The organism is Acinetobacter sp. CAU_H_S139_7 (genome assembly GCF_058599305.1).
Genome location: NZ_CM178651.1, coordinates 1,736,111 through 1,754,867, shown reverse-complemented (window position 1 = coordinate 1,754,867; position 18,757 = coordinate 1,736,111). Strand labels below are relative to the sequence as shown.

Genomic DNA, 18,757 nt, shown 5'->3' with positions numbered 1-18,757 from the left:
TTTTAAAATTTAAAAATGACAAAAATGTAATTTTGAAGTCATCGCTATGTTTCTGTCTCTCACTAATAATTGAAATATAAGAGGAGATGATGTGGTCTCATTAAATATAGATTTTATAAAGTCATCTCTAATGAACTAACGAATCAAGAGGAAACGTAAATGAAATTATTTCAAAATAAAATGACTGCTCTACGTAATGTTGTAGTAGCTGCAACGATGATTGTGGCTACTACAACTACGTTCGCTCATGTGAGTTTAGTGAGTGCGATTCCTGCGGAAAATGCATCTATCCTTAGTCAACCAAAGAACTTGACCCTTAACTTTGGTGCAGAGGTTATGTTGATGAATATTAAGTTACTGGATGCTCAGCGAAGAGATGTTCCTTTAAAATATAAAGTTACTCATGACTTAAAGAAATCCTTTGATGTCGCTCTTCCGAAACTGAAAAAAGGTAAATATACCGTTGTCTGGACAACAATGGGGAAAGATGGTCACAACATGAATGGTGAATATAGTTTCACTATCAAATCAACTAAATAAGAATTGATTACCTTTCAACATGTCAGTGAGGTGCTGGCATGTTGTTCTAGAATGGACAAAAATAATGATTTCTGAATATTGGATGTGGGCCACTTGGTTAACTAAGGTTATTTTATATTTAAGTGTAGCTTTTGTCGTTGGTGGAGCCTTTTGCTATTTTTTACTTAGACAATATCTTGAACTAAAAGAATCGATTCTTAAATATATTACAATTGGCGCTGGATTAGGCCTAATTTCCAGTACCTTGGGATTTTTTATTCTGATTGGTAGTTTTGCCAATACTGGTATTACAGGTATGGTGGACCCCACGTATATTAATATATTGGTTAATACTCCGACGGGGTATATATACGTTCTTCGTTCTATTAGTTTTGCTCTTTTACTTCTTCTCATGGTGGTTAAACTTAACAGGAACAAAGGTCATTTTTCTATAATTGAAAGTTCAATATTTTGTATTTTACTTATCCCGATTATTTTTAGTTTTTCCCAGCTCGGACATGTCGCTAATTTAACCTTACTTGCTCAAATTTTATTATCAATCCATATTCTAGTTATGTCGTTATGGATGGGGTCTTTATATCCGTTATGGAAAACCAGCCGGGAAATAAGTGGTTTACCTTTAAAAGATCGCATGCATGTATTTGGACGTATTGCTGCTTTCATTGTTGGGATATTAATCGCCTGTGGCGCTAGTGTAGCTCTTCTTTTAATTAAAGATTTTAATACCTTAATCAATACTGCATATGGCTATGGTTTCATGGTTAAAATGTTTTTTGTTATAAGTATTCTACTTTTAGCTGCCTTCAACAAATGGTATTTCACCCCGCGTCTTCAACATCCTAAATTCGCTAAACACCTTAGTCATGCCATTTTATTTGAGATGTTATTAGGTCTATCAATTCTATTAACAACAGGCTATATAACCACTGTCGTGGGTATTGAATAAGAGAATTTCAAAATAAGGGAATTGAGGAAATTTAACATTACTGCATTTATCTTTTGTAGCTGAGCAATAAAGTTTCTACTGGACTGTCAACTTACGACAATCAGAACAGTAAAATCGCATCATGAGGCATTATACATAAAGGTAGTCACCGGTTTTTAGCTTATCTTCAACCCATAACGGTCTCATCTATTCAGTTCACTACCATTGATTGAAATAACTAATCTTATAAATTTCAGAGTGATCGTAGATGACAAAAATGTCATTTTAAAGTCACATTAATGTTGGTTAAGTACTTTTACTGTAGTCATTAGAACACTCTTCTTTGGAATACTCTGAAGAAAACTGTAAGGTTGTAAACAGACCAAGTTACAGCGAGTAACTGATTCAGAAAAAGGCTGGTTGTATGGTGAAAGTTTAGAGTTACTGTTCTAATGTTTTAAACAAATGTTTTGTTAAAAAGGAGCAACATATGAAATTTCACATCGCTAATATGACTTGTGGTGGTTGTGCACGCGGCATTACTACCGCAATTAAAGAGCTCGACTCGAATGCCTCACTCGATATTGATTTACAAAACCGTATCGTTGAAATCAACACAACAGTGAGTCAGGATAAAGTCATTGCAACTCTCAGTGAGCGTGGATTTACAGCTGATCCTGCTTAATCTCTGTTAGAGTAACAGTGGGAATTCCTTACCACTTTTACTCTCTCTTATTTTCCTCATCGTACAGATAAAATCTGTACTTGCTTGCAATAAAAGTAGCCCCTGAATTCCCCATAATCTTGGTTCGAGCTGATCTTCGCATATAGAACTCAGCATATCTAAATGATAGAGATCGTATATGAGTACCGAAATGACTGATACGCCACACTACAGTGAAACATTAGAGATTGAGGGGATGACATGTGCTTCTTGTGTAGGCCGTGTGGAAAAAGCTTTAAAATCTGTTGAGGGTGTTGAATCGGCTCATGTAAATCTGGCTACCGAAAAAGCAGTCATTTATGCGCATCAACCACTTGATCGCGCTACTTTAATTAAAGCCGTAGAAAAAGCAGGCTACGAAGTGGAAGCGCTGCAACCAATAGAGCTTACGATTGAGGGGATGACATGTGCTTCTTGTGTAGGTCGAGTAGAAAAAGCCTTAAAATCTGTTGAGGGTGTGGAATCAGCACATGTAAATCTGGCTACTGAAAAAGCGACTATTCAGGCAAGCTCATCTGTCACTCGTGACTCGTTAATTCAGGCTGTCACCAAAGCAGGGTTTGAAGCAAAGTCAGTTCATCAAACTACGGAAAGCTTTCAAGATAAAAAGAATATTGAATTAGAAAAACTTAAAAAAGATTTAATTTTGTCAGTCTTATTAACTCTACCCGTTTTTATTTTAGAAATGGGATCACACCTGATTCCCGCCTTTCATACGTTTATGATGGATAACATTGGCCAACAAAATAGCTGGTTAATGCAATTTTTCTTGACCACAGTAGCATTAATTTTTCCAGGCCGACGCTTCTTCAAAAAGGGCATCCCAAGTTTATTCCGCTTAGCACCAGACATGAATTCCTTGGTGGCTGTAGGAACATTGGCTGCTTATCTTTATTCAGTGGTTGCTACTTTCTTTCCAAGTGTCCTGCCACAAGGCACGGTCAATGTTTATTATGAAGCTGCAGCGGTTATTATCACTTTAATTCTATTAGGTAGATTTTTTGAAGCCAAGGCAAAAGGCCGAACGTCTTTAGCAATTCAACATCTAGTTGGAATGCAGCCTAAAGTTGCCAGAATACAGCTCAATAATCAGGTGATAGAAGTTCCGATTGCCGAAGTTCAAACAGGAACGATTGTAGAGATTAGACCAGGTGAGCGTATCCCTGTCGATGGTGAAGTTATTCACGGCCAAAGTTTTATTGATGAATCCATGATTACTGGCGAGCCTATGCCCGTTGAAAAAACGATAGGCTCTACTGTGGTAGGAGGAACAATTAACCAAAGTGGCAGCTTAAATATCAAAGCCACCTCTGTTGGTAGTTCATCAGTGCTTTCTCAAATCATCCGAATGGTTGAACAGGCACAGGGTTCCAAGCTGCCGATTCAGGCATTGGTTGATAAAATTACCATGTGGTTTGTACCTGTAGTAATGGGTCTCTCTCTTTTAACTTTTATTACTTGGTTTATCTTCGGCCCTGAGCCAGCCCTAACGTTTAGCTTAGTTAATGCAGTTGCGGTACTCATTATTGCATGTCCTTGTGCAATGGGACTTGCAACGCCTACATCAATCATGGTGGGAACTGGGCGTGGTGCTGAAATGGGTGTTTTATTCCGTAAAGGTGAAGCTTTACAGCTGCTCAAAGAAACTAAAGTGGTTGCTGTTGATAAAACAGGGACCCTGACTGAAGGGAAACCAATTTTAACCGATCTGCATGTCTTAGAAGGGTTTGAATACAATGCCGTACTTTCACTTATGGCAGCCGTTGAATCAAAGTCTGAGCATCCTATTGCTCGAGCAATTGTACAAGCCGCTATAGATAAGGAATTAATCCTGTCTCCTGTTGCTGATTTCAAGTCAGTCACGGGCTATGGAATAGAAGCAACGGTGTCTGAACATTTGGTTCATATTGGTGCAGATCGATATATGGAAAAACTAGGTTTGAATCCTAATGTTTTTTCTCAATTTTCGGATCGTTTGGGAGAAGAAGGAAAAACCCCTCTCTATGTTGCGATTGACCAGAAACTTGCTGCCATTATTGCTGTAGCAGATCCAATTAAAGAATCAACATTTGCTGCAATTGAAGCGTTACATCAGTTAGGTTTAAAGGTTGCCATGATTACAGGTGATAACCGTCATACAGCTCAAGCGATTGCAAAAAAACTAGGTATTGATGAGGTTATTGCAGAAGTCTTACCAGAAGGTAAAATAGAGGCCGTTAAAAAATTAAAAAATCAATATGGTAAACTCGCATATGTTGGAGATGGCATTAATGATGCCCCTGCACTTGCAGAAGCAGATATTGGTTTAGCAATAGGTACAGGTACAGACGTAGCTATTGAAGCTGCTGATGTGGTTTTGATGTCTGGCAACCTGAAAGGAGTGCCAAATGCTATCGCTTTAAGCAAAGCGACTATAACCAATATTCGTGAAAATTTATTTTGGGCATTTGTTTACAATGCAGCTCTGATTCCTATTGCAGCAGGTGTACTTTATCCGCAATTTGGACTGCTACTTTCTCCTGTATTTGCTGCTGGTGCAATGGCTCTCTCGTCAATATTTGTACTAGGAAATGCTTTACGATTAAAACGTTTTAAAGCCCCCCTTGCAATTATTTAAGTTTAAATAAAAAAACCTGCAGATTCGATGCAGGTTTTTTTTAGAGATAATCAATCGCGTCTTATTTGGCTTTACGCTCTTTTTCAATCAGGTAATTCACCACCTGAATTACTTTGGCATCATTGCCCTGCACAATATATTTACCATTCACGGTCACCGCTGGTACACCGCTTAACTGATATTGAGCAGTCAAATTTTTTGCCTGAGCAATTTTTGACGAAATCGGGAATGATTTATAAGTCGTGTTAAATTTCTCTTCAGAAATACCATAACGGGTATAGAACTTGGCCAATTGTGCCTGTTCTAAAATTGGACGCTGCTTGTCATGAATATCATGGAATAACTGTAAATGTGCTTTTTGACGCACACCCAGGGCTTCTGAAACATAATAAGCACGTGCAGCCTGTTCCCAAAGCGGGTTCATTGCAGCAGGTGTACGTACAAAACGGATATCTTTGGGTAATTTTTTCAACCAGTCCTGCATATGCGGTTCCAACGTGAAACAGTGACCACAGCCATACCAGAAGAATTCACGTACCTCAATTTTGCCCGGTTTTTCGACTTTGACTGGTTTTGCGACCACCTGATAGTCCTGACCTGCCACAAAATTGGCCATAGCACTACCTGAAAAGGCCAAAACAGATGCGGCAACAGCTCCTAAAAGGAATTTTTTCATTGGGATTATCGTCCTCTAAATCATTATGCTTAGTGTATGGGTTCACTATAAATCAATTATGCCGGTTCCGTTTTCATGCTGCGAACTTTTGTGCTATCAGAACCGCTACATTAAAGTATGCGACTGATTTTAAGTCAGTTAATATGGCCATTCGACCGCTATGTGTTTTTAGATAATCACAAAAGTTAAACTTTGAGTAATAAAAACGGTTATAATTTCTACGATTAAAACGTAGTGGTCAAACCTACAGTAAATATTAACTTCTTACTATTCTCTTCAGTAACAGCCGCGTGGCTCTGAGAATGATCTTCTGACATACAATAGTTTCCTTATTCTATTTACGATTAGCTGAGAGACTTGAGTAAGCCTCAATATTTCTGCTAAAAATTGCTTACTATAATTGGTCAAGAAGCTTTCTTTTCATTTATCCACCGGGACAATATTGGTAATAAAACCAACATAAGAAGGGTTGATGAGATAATCCCTCCAATAACCACATTTGCTAGTGGGCACTTTACTTTTTTCTCCAATTCCAATGCCTCCCTAACTAATTAGAGAGTTTTAAGCATTATTACATGAATCTTTCCAGTACTATTGTTGCAAATATACTAAGTTGCATATTTATTCCTGCCTATGTATAGGAGCATATGTAACCCTAAAGTTTAAAATAGTCTTTTCGGATTATTTAAAAATGGTAAAGAATAGATCTCTTGCGAAAGTCATTATTGCAAGTTTATCCGGTTTACGAGTGCAGCAATTAAGTTAATGCGTAAACCGAATCTTTTCCGTCTATTTCGATAGCGTTCACTTAATATTCTAAATGTTTTCAATTGACTATTAATGTGTTCGATCACAACTCGTATTTTTCCAATCATTTTATTGTACCTTTTCTCAACATCAAATAAGGGTAAATTCTTCTTTTTCTTTATTGGCATCAATAATTTAAAGCCATCTTGCTCTAATCCGTAGTACCCTAAATCGGTCATAACATATTCACAATGTTTGAATTTCTTAACCGTTTTTCTTGCCAATTTAATATCATGCTGACTGCCATTCGATATATCTAGCCCTATGATTTGTTTGCTGTTCGGATGATAGATCACTTGTGCTTTTAGCGTATGTTTCTTCTTTTTACCACTGTAGAACTTACTCTGATTTTTTTTTCGGACGTTCTATTGAACATTCTGTCGCATCAATAATGACCCAGTTAAAGTGTTCGTCTGCTGTGGTAATGCTTCGTTTTGGCAGAGTAAAACGTCTTGATTTCATCAATGCATCTTCAACCTTTTTAATGGTTCGATTCACATTACTTTCAGCGATATGGTAATTTGCCGCTAATTCCAGTTGAGTGCTGTAGTTCCGTAAGTAATTGAGAGTTAATAACAACTGATCCTCTATATCTAAAGTATGAGGACGACCTGATTTCTTTTTGAGTGATTCTGCTTTTTCTAAAACCTCTACCATTTCAGTAAAAACTTGTCGAGGTACGCCAACCAAGCGTTTGAATTCAGAATCTGAAAAACGATTTAATTTCTGATATCTCATGAAATTTATATTGAGGTGGTTTTTACTTTCGCAAGAGATCTAATTAATTAAAAACAATAAATATATTTATCATTCGATTTAAAAAAATTAATTAATCTTAGTTACACCATACTAAAAATAACTAATTTTTAGTTTTCCTAGTTATATGTGCTTCATTATAATTTTGAATTAATTCTCTTCACACCCTTTGCTTTTTTCATTGTTAATTATTTCTAAATTTTTCTCTAAGAAACGAAGTCCCCATCAGCAAAACTACTGGTTGAAAAAACTATAGTAAAAATAACTAAAACAATCTTCATATATATATTATTGAATCTAATCATATCTTGGACCAAAAAATAATTTCTTCATATACTAATTCCTAGATATATACACCTAAATGACAACCAAATTACAAATTTGTAATTTGGTTAAGGTTTGTCCTAAAAAAAATAAATTAATACTATTTTAACAAAGATAAGTCGTTGCTGAAAAATTTGAATTGTAAGGGATTTAATTATTGCTAAATCAAAAATTTATAGGCCGGAAACTTTGTGATTCTTTGCTTTCTGCACTTATTATTTAATCAATGTTTCACGATTTTCATCGTGAAACTAAGTCTATTCGCAAATTTCAATGAGTTACTCACTGTCTTTTAAATAGCGGTATACCGCCTGGCGACTAATTCCAAATGCCTGGCCTAATGCCATTTTTGAAGGGTACTTCCCCTCCTTCCATGCCTGCCGTAAAGCTTCAGCTTGGTCGGGTTTTAATTTATGTACCCGGCCTTTGTACTTTCCTTGAGTAGAGGCTAGTTTAATTCCTTCCTTTTGCCGTTCTAAAATGATCTCACGTTCGAACTGTGCAAAAGCACCCATCAGTTGCAGCATCAAATTATCCATCGGGGTGGATTGGGCCGTAAAAGTAATATTTTCTTTTACAAACTGGATGGCAATCCCTCGTTTGACCAGTTTATCCACTTCAGTCACCAAATCTTTTAAGCTTCGCGCAAAACGATCCATGGAATGTACTATCACCCGGTCTCCTTCCCGGACATAATTCAACATTTCCTGAAATTTCGGTCGGTCGGTATTTTTACCTGAAGCACGGTCAACAAAAATCCGGTCGACTTCAATTCCCTCAAGTTGACGTCCCGTATTTTGCTCGACCGAACTCACTCGCACATAGCCTACTTTTTGGCCTTTCACTTTTTACGCCCCAATTGGATAAAAATGAACAATTTCGTAAATTATAAATCTTTAATACCAAAGTTACATGTTACTTATGATTAAAAAACATTTAAATGGTACATGTTTTTAAGAACTTTTAAAATGTAATTTTAGGGTATAGTCTAAAGTAACAGAATGAATATTCTGCCCCCGATAGAAACAGCCGTACTCAGGGGGGAGATTTTTTTGATGTGCAGGTGCCGACCCTTACCAGAAGGCACTGTTGAAAATAACCACGAATCGTAAGCTGAATACTCTTTTAGCTAAAGGAGCAGCATATGAATTCTTTCCATAAAATTTAGGCTTGTATACCCAGAAAAATGTGGAACTTCTTAGGTTTCATACATGAGGATTTTGATAGGCTCACTGACTATTTTAAATTGTGTGCCTTAACTCTCTGTTCTAAAAGGCTATTCAGAATTTTTAGACTGTTTATTTTGAACATTCTTTTTACTCTGTGGTGGCGATGCCGTAATTGGACCTTGCAAGATGCATGGTCGTGTATGGGCGATGTCCAGAAAGAATTTGACTCAAAACTATTTTAGTTGGGAAGGAATGCTAAAAATTGGAGATTGATACATCTCATCGTTTGTTTAAATATTTTTTGATTAAATTTTCCCTTTAAAAATTCCATTTTTTTTAATGTCTTAACTTGTATTTAATATAGAAGATCCCCATAACAACAAAAGCACTACAGGAATACAACAATATGGCGAATCCACAAAAACACTATGCTAAGTTCCACACAAATATTCGATTAGGTCGTTATGACGAAGAAAGTACATTACGTGAAAAACGTGACCTTTTGATTAGCACCTTAAAAGATGAACTCAAAAAGGATCCAAATGGTCCTCAATTTTTTGAATACTTTAATCAAGGTAGTTATGCCTTGGGCACAGGGATTAAGCCTAAGAATGGAGATTATGATATTGATGTAGGAGTTTTATTAGATTGTGACAAAGAGGAATATGGCTCAGTAGAAATTAAAAAAATTGTTAGAGATGCTTTAACTCATTCAAATAGAACTGTAACGATCAAACGACCTTGCGTAACTGTCACTTATCTCAAAAATGGTAGTCCCGATTATCATGTAGATCTGCCCATCTACGCTGAAGACGACAAAGGCAATATGTATCTAGCTCGAGGTAAGGAATTCTCCTCTGAAGACCTTAAGACTTGGGATATTTCAAATCCTACTGAACTTACCGATACAATTTTGGGAAAATTTGAAGATGATTCAGATTTACGTCATCAGTTTAGACGATGTACTCGCTACTTGAAACAATGGCGAAATGAGAAAGGTCTAGATTTTTTTAAGAGTATTGCTATCACTACAGCTGTATATGAGCATATAACAGCTGAAGATTATGAGAATGATAATAAGGTATTACTTTCTATAGTAAATAATGTATTAGATCAATTCACTACCTTTAGCATTGATCCAGAAAATAACGAGTATTACTTCAGACTCGTAATTAATTTACCTGCACATCAAGGTGTAGACTTACTCGAAAAATTGACCCGAAAACAAATGGAGCACTTAAAATCAAAACTTGAAGATTTAAAATCATCTTTAGAAGCTGTAAATGAGGAAACTGATACAGTAGAAGCTTGCAAAATTTTAAATAAAACTTTTGGAAGTCAATTCCCTATCCCTGAAATACAAGAAGTGTCCGAACCAGTAGTACAAACTTATTACACTCAAGAAGGAAAATCTGCTTAGGAAAACTCAATGTTTTTTGATAACCCAAAGTTAGACAATATTGAAAAGCTATTAAGTGAACATGGAGCTCAAAATATCCATGTCACTTCTATTACTAAGGATTGGGTTAATCTAAAATTTGATTTTCTCATTAATACACAACAGGTTTGCCTTGGTCTAATTTTTCAAAATAGAGCTAATTGGACGATACCTCCCATTTTTAGAATATTGACACGACCAATGTCTGCCTTAGATCATGTGAGTCAAAGTGGGGAAATTTGTACTACGGATCATCAAGGTGAAAACTTTGAAGGCTATAGACATAAAGAAATTATTACTGAATTCTTTGAAAGGGCTATAGATATACTCAAGCAATCTTTTATTAATTTTCAATTAAACAACCGAGTAAGCTTGTATAACGAACTAGAAGGATATTTAGGCAGCACTCAAAATATAAATGAGGATGTAATATTACATTGCGACCCTACTTCTACATTTAATTTATATGGTTGGTTAAGAAAATCATCAAAAGGGAATCATCAAATATTAGAGCATATTGATGATGGCGATAGTTCTTACATAAACCACAACCAGCTCACAAAAGTAAAAATTCATAAGATATTATTAGAAGATGCTTCTGTTTTCCCCATACCAGATATAGGAGATTATTTTAATGAGGACTATTTTCTAAAAATTGTTAATACCCTCTCTAATGAGAACAAACGATCTTTGTTAAAACAAGGCAATCATTATGCCCTAGTGGGAATTCCAAATGAACATGGATTTGCTTATGTGATTTTTTATTATGCCATTTGGTATTCTTTCAAAGAAAAAGTATCCTTCAAAGGCTTTAAAGTCTCTTTAACACAAAGAGCGTGGATAGATTATTTATTAAATAGAACGGGGCAAGAGAAAAAAACAAGACATATAGCGATTATCGGATGTGGGGCTTTAGGCTCAAAGATTGCAGAGATATTAGCTCAAACAGGCGTAAATAAATTTTCTTTCATAGATCCAGAGCTTTTAAAAACAGATAATATTTATCGTCATTCTTTAGGTTTGCAGTATGTTAATACCTATAAATCTACTTCTTTAGCTAATAAGTTTTTAATAGAAAGGCCCGGATTAACTATTTTTCCATTCGTAAGCCATGGTGAAAGCTGGATAAAATCAAAAATTACTGAAGATATTGATACTATCATCATAGCAATTGGCCATACTCCTACTGAGATTTCTCTCGTAAAAACTATTTATGAAATAAGTGCAAACATTCAAGTAATAATAGGCTGGTTAGAACCTTATGATTTAGGTGGACATTTTATTTCTTTCAATAATAAATATGTAGGATGTTTAAACTGCTTATATTTTGATGAAAAATCAAATAAAAGTCTTACCCCTATGTATAAATATGTACAATCTGGACAGCTAATTGCTAAAAATATTACAGGGTGTGCTGGTGCATTTACCCCCTTCTCTTCTTTAAATTGCATGAAGCTAGCAAGCTATATTTCTGAATATGTCCTGAATCAACAATTAGGATTTGTTTCTATTTCTGGCGACAATCAGAATGCAAATAAAAATGGAATAATTACTACCCCTTTTTATAATTCAGTAAATAATTCAAATGGAATTAATATATTGAATTTAAAAGAAATTTATAAAGAAGTATGCCCATGTTGCAATACATAACTCAATGGAGGATTAAATGTGACACACCTACAGGCCAAGTCTTTATTATTCAAGCAAATGTTTTAAAGAGTTTAAAGCAATTTATACAATTAGAATCAGATTCTCCAGAATCGGGTGGCATTCTAATTGGAAGAACAGACATAGAAACTAAAGCTAAAATCATTGAAAGCTTTACCTCTCCTATGGAAGGAGACTGTCAAACACGTATGTCTTTCTTTAGGTCAAAGTCCCACCAATATGCTTTAATACAAGCTTGGAACGAATCTAAAAAATTCTATAATTTTCAAGGCCTATGGCATACACATCCTGAAGATGTACCAACACCCTCTCCAACCGATTTAAGGGATATAGATACTGTTCTAAATGGCATTACCAATCTTAATGACCCAGTTTTATATTTAATAATCGGAAGAGTAAAAACTGGAATCTGGATTGGTAGAAAAAATTTTAAAATCAAACTGTTAGGTTATATTGAGTTAAATTGAAAATGCAACTAGACCCATCCCTAAGTTTACAGACTTCTTTATCAGCAATAGATGATTTATCAAATGCAAATAAATATATAGAAGAAATTTTAAAGCATATTTGTATAGATTCATTAGGTGTATTAGTTGATGAAGAACGTAAAAATATAATTTTTGTCTTATTGAAAAATAAAAGCCCTGAAAGTTTTTTCCGTATAATTCTCAATTATGATGATACTTTAACTTTTGTCCGAAGATTGCTTGCCAAAAAAATTTCCATTTATGCACGCTTTCTTCAAGGTCACATAATTGATGCCCACACTCTACATGATTTTGAAAAGTTAAAAGAAACATGGAATTTAACCTCCTCTCAAGAGAGCGAAGTTAAAGATGTAGATTTTGTTCCTAGAAAGATTCCTAAACAAAAACCAAACCCTGTAAACCAATTAGAATATTTCATAAAAAGAATTTTTGATTTTGAGCATCTTACAGGTAGGGGTAACGATTTATCTGAAAAAGATAAAAACCAGATTTATCTCTCAAGTCATGGCCGATGTATGTTTAAAGGATGTGGTGCAAAATTAAACATAGATGAAATAACTGGATTTGAAGGTACATATGGCGTTTTAGCTCATAATGTTGCAGCATCAGAAAATTCTACTCGCGGTATCCCCTTCTTCTCATATCAACTATCAGATGATCCAACGAATATTTTATTATTATGTGAAAAACATCATAGGTTAATTGATAAAGTTGCTGGCGCAGAATATACAGCTTCAAGACTCTCGCAAATGAGAAGTAATTTCATAGCACAATGCGAAGATTTATTAGATTCTTTAAGCTTTACTCCTATGCCAGTGTATTTATTTTTCTGGCCCGTGAATCGCAATATTCCTCAGTCTCCTTCACGACGTGATATTGCAAGCTGCCTTCTCCCATTAAAATCTATTTTGCATAAAGATAAGACACTAATTCATGAACCATTACCAGCTCATTTAAGAGCTTCAGCTGATGAGTTCTATAAAAAGTATTTTTTAGAAGAATTTGAAGTTCAAACAGAACAATTACTTAGGGAAACTAAATTTGATGATAAGAGAGTAGCTATTTTTGGCTTCGGCCCTATGCCATGCCTAATAGCATTAGGAAGTAAATTAGGAAATAAAGGGAAATTTATACCTATGCTTATGTATAGGGATGGAAGTTGTTGGATGTGGCCTGATCTTATATGTACAACCAAAGCGTATGAAATTAATAATTTCAGTGAAATAGAAGATTGTACTGAAATTACTATTAGATTGAATCTCACTGCTGATCCAGAAACCTCTAAAAATAAGGCTGTTGAATTAGGACATCCGGTAATTAATATTACTGCTAAACCAGAATATATGGGGAATGGAGCAATAAGAAATCCTGAACGAGGACTAAGTTTCATGCAAGATATTCATGCGTTATTTCATAGTCTAACAGATAAAGGAATTACCAAAATTCATGTCTTACCATGTGCATCCAATGCTGCTTGTATATGGTTTGGACAAGCATTTGATCTGCATCATCCTGAAATGGTTATTTATGATTACTTAAATAATTCAATGGTTCCAAGACTTCAAATTCGAAATAATGGAAGCAAGAATGAAATCGCTGTAATTTAAACAGTATATTTGATAGTACTTTCATACCATTAGATTTAAATATGACATTAGTAAATGGAGTTTAGCTCTAATGGGGCTTTGTTGCATAAATATCTAAGACTATGATTTTGTTTAATTTATTTTTGGATTAAAATTTAAACAAATCCTTAAAAATCAGTATCTTGAAGAATGTTTATACAACAAAGCCACTTATCATCGGAAGAATATGCAGGCTATTCAACTCTGTGCATCAGATGAATATCACCTAAGACAACGCAATAAAATAGAAACATTATTCAGCTTATTGAAGGGGCAATACAATTTAGTGACGAGTAAAGCACGTAGTCTTCATGGATTTCTGAGTGGAATTTACGCCTCACTATGTGCATATCAATTAACCCATCGAAATAAGCCAACAATTCAAATTAAGGAATCATCGGCTTAAGCAGGATTCGGGTTACTTAAATACTTGTTCTTATATTGCTCATATGGTTAGTGAGAATGAAATCAAGACAATTTATAAGAGCTTATTAGTACTACAATTATCAAAATGATTAAGTCCATCCCTAAAATTTATAGAACAACTATTTATTATCCTCACATCTAGCCCTGATCAATCGAAGAAATATCACGATTTAGTGCTGATACCCATTCGCTGGCTTTCTACAAAGTCTAATCGAACTATGTGAATTTTGAGGAAGCACTTCTACTCGTTATTTTGCAAAAATTGAAATTTTCCAATAGGTTCATGAACCTATTTTTCAATGAAAATTAAAATGTTTTATAAATTATTAAATTTTATAGATATATCTTGTGTTTTATTTATGAACTAGACTTTTGGTGAACATAAGTTAAATAAATAAGACCTACTAATTTGTTCATTATTTCTGATATAGATTAAATCAGGTTTTATTATCTGTCAAATTAGTAATGCACTTTTATGTTTGCTTCAGTTAAATAGGTTTTCTTTAAGGTCTTATTCTATAAAAAGAAAGGTCTACATTTTAAGACACCAAATCAAATGGCAGAAGATTTTTACAAGTCGGCTGACTAGAATCTCACAAGTGAATGTCTCCTGCTATTTCAGCACACATCAATGTTAATTATGTTTAAATTCCAATCCTCTCATTTTTCAACTAGCTCAGGTTATAATGATGGTCTCCCAAAATATGGTTGATCTATTATGAACGCCTCCAATGACCCTCTACACGGCAAAAAACTTGCTGACATTTTGGATGAATTATTAGATTACTACGGTGGCTTTGAAGGCTTAAGTCGTAAAATTGAAATTAGATGTTTTTGCATAGATCCAAGTGTTAAGTCATCATTACGATTTTTACGTACCACACCATGGGCACGTGAAAAAGTAGAAAGCTTATATTTGTATGCCTTACGCCAAAAAGCCAAACAGAAATCGTAGCTTTCAAAACCCCAACCTTAGCATAATATTTTTTACCAAATAGTAAACTAAACTTATTGAATAGACACTGATTTTGTAGGCATCTTTTAATTAGTGGTGGACTAACACCACTCTCCTAGAAAAATCTAGTCTATACCCCTATGGTTTATTTAAAAACTTATTTTCTATCTTTACTAGGCTGTATGATCATAATCATACTGGCATTCAACACTGTAAATTTAAGAATGAATCTGTACGTACAGACTCATTCTCTATCGATAAAGATATTAGAAATAGCTACATAGAGTTTATTTCTAGCTTATTCAAATTAGTCGTTCAAATTAGGCTTTACTACGGATGAACAATAATTTTTACAGCAGACTCATTATTATGAATCAGCGTTTCAAAGCCTTTAGAAACAAGATCATCTAATGCAATACGTTGGGTAATAAAAGGTTCTAGATTAATCTTACCTTGCTCGACTAAACGGATGGTTTCCTGATGGTCATTGACATAAGCAATCGTTCCACGAATATCGAGCTCTTTCATGACCACACTATGCACATTAATTGTGGCAGGATGGCTCCAAATCGAAACGATAACGACCACACCAGTTGGTTTCATCGCCGCCACCAGTGTATCCATGACTTTATTAACACTACTACATTCAAAAGCGACATCAACACCACGGTCTTCCGTAATTTTCATCACTTCAGCGACCACATCAACCTTAGATGGATCTAGCACATAATCTGCAACACCCGCTTCTATCGCTTTTTCTTTACGCTTTGCACTCAATTCAGTAATGATGACCGTGAGACCTTTAGCCTTTAAAATGGCTGATAAAAGTAAGCCTATAGGGCCTGCTCCACCAACCAGTGCTATATCGCCAGCTTTTGCACCACTTCTGACATAGGCATGATGACCGACAGATAAAGGTTCTATCAATGCGGCCTGATCTAAGGGAATATCATTTGAAATAGGATGTACCCAACGTCGTTGAACTGCAATTTTTTCAGAAAGACCGCCGCCACGTCCGCCTAAACCAATAAAGTTCATATTTTTTGATAAATGATACTTATCATTCGGGCCAGTCGGGACATCATCCGCAATAATATAGGGTTCAACTACGACATGTTGTCCAATTTGGATATCGTCTACACCCTCACCAACTGCATAAACTACGCCTGAAAATTCATGTCCCATTGTTACAGGTGCAGATTCTCCCGAAATTGGATGTGGATGACCACAAGGTGGAATAAAAATAGGGCCTTCCATGAATTCATGTAAATCTGTACCGCAAATACCGCACCATGCAACTTGAATTCCAACTGTGCCTGGAAGTACTTTCGGTTCAGGGATATCTTCAATTCGAATATCCCCTCGATCATAAAAACGAGCTGCTTTCATTGTGTATTCCTTATGTTGATATTAACGGTAAACCATTCCACCATCTGTCAAAATAGACTGACCTGTAATATAGTTTGCATCCTCGCTGGCTAAAAATGCAACTAATGCAGCCACGTCATCTGGTGTTTCAGCACGTCCTAAAGCAATACCATCTACATATTTTTTATACGTTTGACCAATTGGTGCACCTGTAATTTCAGAGAACCGCTGATCTATTTCGACCCACATGTCTGTCCCAACAACACCCGGACAATAGCTATTTACAGTAATTTTAGCACTGGCATATTCTTTAGCCGCAGCTTGCGTCAATGCACGAACTGCAAATTTAGTTGCCGAATAAACACCGAGTAAAGCAAAACCTTCATGACCTGCGATTGAGCATGCATTAATAATTTTTCCAGCCTGTTGGCGTTGTTTAAATTTATTTGCTGCGGCTTGAATCCCCCAAAGTACACCACCGACATTGATGTTCATAATTTGGTTAAATTCACTCGGCGTTACTTCTGCCAAAGCTTTGACTTGTGCAATACCTGCATTATTAATCATGATATCAAAACCATTAAGTGTCGATTCTGCATGATTAATAGCGTCACTGATTTGTATTGGATCTGAAATATCCGCAATAAATGTGGTGGCTTTTACGCCAAAGGCTTCAACCTCTTGTTGAACAGTATTTAACTTTTCTTGGTGAAGATCGACCAATCCAATATGAACACCTTCTTGTGCTAAACGTAAGGCAATACCGCGTCCAATACCTTGTGCCGCACCCGTAATTAATGCAACTTTATTGTTTAAACCTCTAGGCATGTTGCGACTCCTTAAATATGGATTGCACGTTGCATCGCCGACAAGACCGACTCATGCATCGCCTCAGACAAAGTAGGATGAGGGAAAATGACCTGCGCTAAGCTTTCATCTGTAGCTTCTAGGTATTTCGCGATGGCAAACCCTTGAATGTGTTCGGTGACTTCATGTCCAACCATGTGAGCACCCAACAATTCACCTGTTTCCTGACTAAAAATGGTTTTAACAAATCCTGCGCTATCGCCCAAAGCCAATGCTTTACCATTCGCTTGTAAAGGAAACTTACCCACATTGATATTCAAGCCCGCAGCTTTCGCTTTCTGTTCTGTCAAACCAATACTGGCCACTTGCGGATGGGTAAAGATACAGCCCGGAATTTGTGTACGATCTAAAGCATATACATGACTTAGGCCTGCAATTTTCTCCACACAAAGAATGGCTTCATGACTGGCTTTGTGTGCCAAACAAGGTGCGCCTGCGACATCACCAATTGCATAAATGCCCACTACATTGGTTTTACACCATGAGTCGACTTTAATAAAACCATTCTCAAATTCAATTCCCAAAGCTTCTAGGCCAAGATTTTCAGCATTCGGTTTCACGCCAATAGCTGAAAGCACCTTTTCAACAGTAATTATTTGCACACCTGTGGCAGTTTCAATATGACAATGTACTTGAGCCTGATCAGTTTCTATTTTTTTTACAGTCGCTTCGGTTAAAACCTGCATACCCTGCTGTTCAAATTGCTTTTGTACATACTTCGCAACTTCAATGTCTTCGCTAGGGAGAATCTGCTTTGCAATATCAACCAAGGTGACTTGGCAGCCTAAGTCTTGGTATAGGCTTGCAAACTCACTGCCTATAGCACCCGAACCAATGACCAGTAAAGATTTTGGTAATTGGTCTGGAACTAAAGCCTCTTTATAACTCCAGACCTGATGGCCATCTACAGGAATATGAGGCAAATTGGCCGCACGTGCACCTGTTGCGACAATAATATGCAGTGCAGAAATCTGCTGTTTTTGACCATTCGCATCTGTAAGCTCTAAATGCTCTTTGGCAATAAATTGGGCTGCTGCATTAAAAACAGTGATTTGATTCTTTTTCAATAATTGACCGATACCTTGTACCAGTTGCTCAGAAACCTGTCTGCTATGATGGACCAGTTTTTGAATGTCAAAATCAACCGCGTTAAGAGTAAAGCCAAACTGCTCTGCATGTTTGAACTGCTGCGCAAGCGCAGCCCCGCTCAATAATGCCTTGGTTGGAATGCATCCCCAATTAAGACACACTCCGCCTAAGTGTTGTTTTTCAACAATTGCTGTTTTTAATCCCAGTTGCGCTGCGCGAATCGCAGCGACATATCCTCCAGGACCAGCACCAATAACCACAAGATCAAATTGTGTATCTGACATGGCTATTCCTC

Annotated in this window: 15 protein-coding genes and 2 pseudogenes; 10 read left to right on the top strand and 7 right to left on the bottom strand. The window is 36.0% G+C overall.

The genetic code is table 11. The features are described 5' to 3' along the window. The first annotated feature begins 159 nt into the window (after positions 1-159). The 4 genes from AC4MC0_RS08585 (at position 160) to AC4MC0_RS08570 (ending at position 4,806) form a co-directional block, all read left to right on the top strand. A complete protein-coding gene (locus AC4MC0_RS08585) occupies positions 160-540 on the top strand; it encodes a copper resistance CopC family protein (protein ID WP_004681441.1) in 381 nt (126 codons plus the stop codon). Positions 541-604: 64 nt separating this feature from the next. Beyond that, positions 605-1,486, top strand: a complete 882-nt coding sequence (locus AC4MC0_RS08580) for a copper resistance D family protein (RefSeq protein ID WP_004733231.1) — start codon at positions 605-607, stop codon at positions 1,484-1,486. A 469-nt stretch (positions 1,487-1,955) separates the two neighbouring features. After that, a complete protein-coding gene (locus AC4MC0_RS08575) occupies positions 1,956-2,150 on the top strand; it encodes a heavy-metal-associated domain-containing protein (RefSeq protein ID WP_004733233.1) in 195 nt (64 codons plus the stop codon). Between the two features lie 178 nt (positions 2,151-2,328). Next, a complete protein-coding gene (locus AC4MC0_RS08570; protein WP_335999578.1) occupies positions 2,329-4,806 on the top strand; it encodes a heavy metal translocating P-type ATPase in 2,478 nt (825 codons plus the stop codon). 61 nt (positions 4,807-4,867) lie between these two features. Here AC4MC0_RS08570 and AC4MC0_RS08565 read toward each other — a convergent pair whose 3' ends face one another. The 4 genes and pseudogenes from AC4MC0_RS08565 to AC4MC0_RS08550 all read right to left on the bottom strand — a co-directional run bounded on the left by AC4MC0_RS08565 (position 4,868) and on the right by AC4MC0_RS08550 (position 8,214). Then, positions 4,868-5,482, bottom strand: coding sequence for a thiol:disulfide interchange protein DsbA/DsbL (locus AC4MC0_RS08565; RefSeq protein WP_004668326.1), 615 nt, complete (start codon positions 5,480-5,482; stop codon positions 4,868-4,870). A 177-nt stretch (positions 5,483-5,659) separates the two neighbouring features. After that, positions 5,660-5,799 (bottom strand): annotated as a pseudogene (locus tag AC4MC0_RS08560) (cation diffusion facilitator family transporter); the annotation flags it as partial. 405 nt (positions 5,800-6,204) lie between these two features. Continuing rightward, positions 6,205-7,027, bottom strand: a protein-coding gene (locus tag AC4MC0_RS08555) for an IS5 family transposase (protein WP_087554504.1) whose coding sequence is annotated in 2 segments (ribosomal slippage) — positions 6,205-6,645 and positions 6,647-7,027 — 822 coding nt in all. Because the reading frame shifts where the segments join, the coding sequence is not laid out codon by codon here. A 620-nt stretch (positions 7,028-7,647) separates the two neighbouring features. Then, complete coding sequence (locus tag AC4MC0_RS08550) at positions 7,648-8,214, bottom strand: recombinase family protein (RefSeq protein WP_183173324.1); 567 nt, start codon at positions 8,212-8,214, stop codon at positions 7,648-7,650. Between the two features lie 730 nt (positions 8,215-8,944). On the opposite strand from AC4MC0_RS08550, the gene AC4MC0_RS08545 reads away from it, so the two are divergent. From AC4MC0_RS08545 to AC4MC0_RS08520, 6 genes and pseudogenes are all read left to right on the top strand, one after another. Further along, the gene (locus AC4MC0_RS08545) at positions 8,945-9,958 is read left to right on the top strand and encodes a cyclic GMP-AMP synthase DncV-like nucleotidyltransferase (protein ID WP_491887489.1); all 1,014 of its coding nucleotides are present in this window, start codon (positions 8,945-8,947) and stop codon (positions 9,956-9,958) included. A gap of 9 nt (positions 9,959-9,967) precedes the next feature. Next, positions 9,968-11,626 (top strand): ThiF family adenylyltransferase, encoded by a 1,659-nt coding sequence (locus AC4MC0_RS08540; protein ID WP_491887488.1) that lies wholly within the window; start codon positions 9,968-9,970, stop codon positions 11,624-11,626. Then, a complete protein-coding gene (locus tag AC4MC0_RS08535) occupies positions 11,611-12,111 on the top strand; it encodes a Mov34/MPN/PAD-1 family protein (RefSeq protein ID WP_035270585.1) in 501 nt (166 codons plus the stop codon). The genes AC4MC0_RS08540 and AC4MC0_RS08535 overlap by 16 nt, the downstream gene beginning before the upstream one ends. A gap of 2 nt (positions 12,112-12,113) precedes the next feature. After that, positions 12,114-13,739, top strand: a complete 1,626-nt coding sequence (locus AC4MC0_RS08530) for an SAVED domain-containing protein (protein WP_035270587.1) — start codon at positions 12,114-12,116, stop codon at positions 13,737-13,739. Between the two features lie 187 nt (positions 13,740-13,926). After that, positions 13,927-14,163, top strand: a pseudogene (locus AC4MC0_RS08525) (IS982 family transposase); the annotation flags it as partial. 738 nt (positions 14,164-14,901) lie between these two features. Next, positions 14,902-15,138 (top strand): VF530 family protein, encoded by a 237-nt coding sequence (locus tag AC4MC0_RS08520; RefSeq protein WP_004979599.1) that lies wholly within the window; start codon positions 14,902-14,904, stop codon positions 15,136-15,138. A 330-nt stretch (positions 15,139-15,468) separates the two neighbouring features. Here the strand turns inward: AC4MC0_RS08520 and AC4MC0_RS08515 are convergent, their stop codons facing one another. From AC4MC0_RS08515 to lpdA, 3 genes are read right to left on the bottom strand one after another with little or no spacing between them, the layout of a single operon-like run. After that, the gene (locus AC4MC0_RS08515) at positions 15,469-16,527 is read right to left on the bottom strand and encodes a 2,3-butanediol dehydrogenase (RefSeq protein WP_004281883.1); all 1,059 of its coding nucleotides are present in this window, start codon (positions 16,525-16,527) and stop codon (positions 15,469-15,471) included. 21 nt (positions 16,528-16,548) lie between these two features. Continuing rightward, positions 16,549-17,334: an acetoin reductase gene (locus AC4MC0_RS08510; protein WP_075166716.1), complete on the bottom strand. Its 786-nt coding sequence runs from the start codon at positions 17,332-17,334 to the stop codon at positions 16,549-16,551. 11 nt (positions 17,335-17,345) lie between these two features. Beyond that, positions 17,346-18,746, bottom strand: a complete 1,401-nt coding sequence (gene lpdA, locus AC4MC0_RS08505; protein WP_126036461.1) for a dihydrolipoyl dehydrogenase — start codon at positions 18,744-18,746, stop codon at positions 17,346-17,348. Positions 18,747-18,757 lie beyond the last annotated feature (11 nt).

What these genes read in the sequence shown, in the direction of transcription:
- AC4MC0_RS08585 (WP_004681441.1), top strand. Translation starts at nt 160, where the DNA reads ATGAAATTATTTCAAAATAAAATGACTGCTCTACGTAATGTTGTAGTA.
- AC4MC0_RS08580 (WP_004733231.1), top strand. Translation starts at nt 605, where the DNA reads ATGATTTCTGAATATTGGATGTGGGCCACTTGGTTAACTAAGGTTATT.
- AC4MC0_RS08575 (WP_004733233.1), top strand. Translation starts at nt 1,956, where the DNA reads ATGAAATTTCACATCGCTAATATGACTTGTGGTGGTTGTGCACGCGGC.
- AC4MC0_RS08570 (WP_335999578.1), top strand. Translation starts at nt 2,329, where the DNA reads ATGAGTACCGAAATGACTGATACGCCACACTACAGTGAAACATTAGAG.
- AC4MC0_RS08565 (WP_004668326.1), bottom strand. Translation starts at nt 5,482, where the DNA reads ATGAAAAAATTCCTTTTAGGAGCTGTTGCCGCATCTGTTTTGGCCTTT.
- AC4MC0_RS08545 (WP_491887489.1), top strand. Translation starts at nt 8,945, where the DNA reads ATGGCGAATCCACAAAAACACTATGCTAAGTTCCACACAAATATTCGA.
- AC4MC0_RS08540 (WP_491887488.1), top strand. Translation starts at nt 9,968, where the DNA reads ATGTTTTTTGATAACCCAAAGTTAGACAATATTGAAAAGCTATTAAGT.
- AC4MC0_RS08535 (WP_035270585.1), top strand. Translation starts at nt 11,611, where the DNA reads ATGTTGCAATACATAACTCAATGGAGGATTAAATGTGACACACCTACA.
- AC4MC0_RS08530 (WP_035270587.1), top strand. Translation starts at nt 12,114, where the DNA reads ATGCAACTAGACCCATCCCTAAGTTTACAGACTTCTTTATCAGCAATA.
- AC4MC0_RS08520 (WP_004979599.1), top strand. Translation starts at nt 14,902, where the DNA reads ATGAACGCCTCCAATGACCCTCTACACGGCAAAAAACTTGCTGACATT.
- AC4MC0_RS08515 (WP_004281883.1), bottom strand. Translation starts at nt 16,527, where the DNA reads ATGAAAGCAGCTCGTTTTTATGATCGAGGGGATATTCGAATTGAAGAT.
- AC4MC0_RS08510 (WP_075166716.1), bottom strand. Translation starts at nt 17,334, where the DNA reads ATGCCTAGAGGTTTAAACAATAAAGTTGCATTAATTACGGGTGCGGCA.
- lpdA (WP_126036461.1), bottom strand. Translation starts at nt 18,746, where the DNA reads ATGTCAGATACACAATTTGATCTTGTGGTTATTGGTGCTGGTCCTGGA.